The organism is Methylobacterium oryzihabitans, from assembly GCF_004004555.2.
In the GTDB taxonomy this organism is placed as follows: Bacteria; Pseudomonadota; Alphaproteobacteria; order Rhizobiales; family Beijerinckiaceae; genus Methylobacterium; species Methylobacterium oryzihabitans.
The window spans coordinates 1-521 of the sequence record NZ_SACP01000108.1; the positions used below are offsets into that span (position 1 = coordinate 1).

The following is a 521-nucleotide window of genomic DNA, read 5'->3' on the forward strand; positions in this document are numbered from 1 at the left end:
CGCAGGATATAGGCCAGCATGTTAGTTGGCCTCGTCCGCAGGGGCGTCGTTCACCGCCGGGGTTACCCCGGGCTTGATCCACCAGGTGTCGATGCCGATGTCGTACTTGGGCGACACTTTCGGGTGGCCGATGTGGTTCCAGTAGGCCACGCGCCAGGTCTTGATGTGCCAGTTGGGGATCACGTAGTAGCCCCATAGCAACACGCGGTCGAGGGCGCGGCAGTGGTCGATCAGGCTCTGGCGAGAGTCGGCGTTGATCAGCTCTTCCACCAACTGGTCGATGGCCGGGTCGCGCAGGCCGATGAAGTTGCGGCTGCCGGGGTTGTCGGCGGCGGCACTGGACCAGAATTCGCGCTGCTCGTTGCCCGGCGAGTTGGACTGCGGGTAGCCGCCGACGATCATGTCGTAGTCCCGTGAACGCAGGCGGGTGATGTACTGGGAAACGTCGACCCGGCGGATGCTCAGGTCGATGCCCAGGTCGGCGAGGTTGCGCTTGAACGGCAGCAGAATGCGTTCGAACT

1 pseudogene is annotated in these 521 nt (G+C 63.9%); it reads right to left on the reverse strand.

Going from position 1 to position 521, the window contains the following annotated elements:
* Positions 1-21: 21 nt before the first annotated feature.
* Positions 22-521: pseudogene (locus tag EOE48_RS28580) on the reverse strand (ABC transporter substrate-binding protein); the annotation flags it as partial.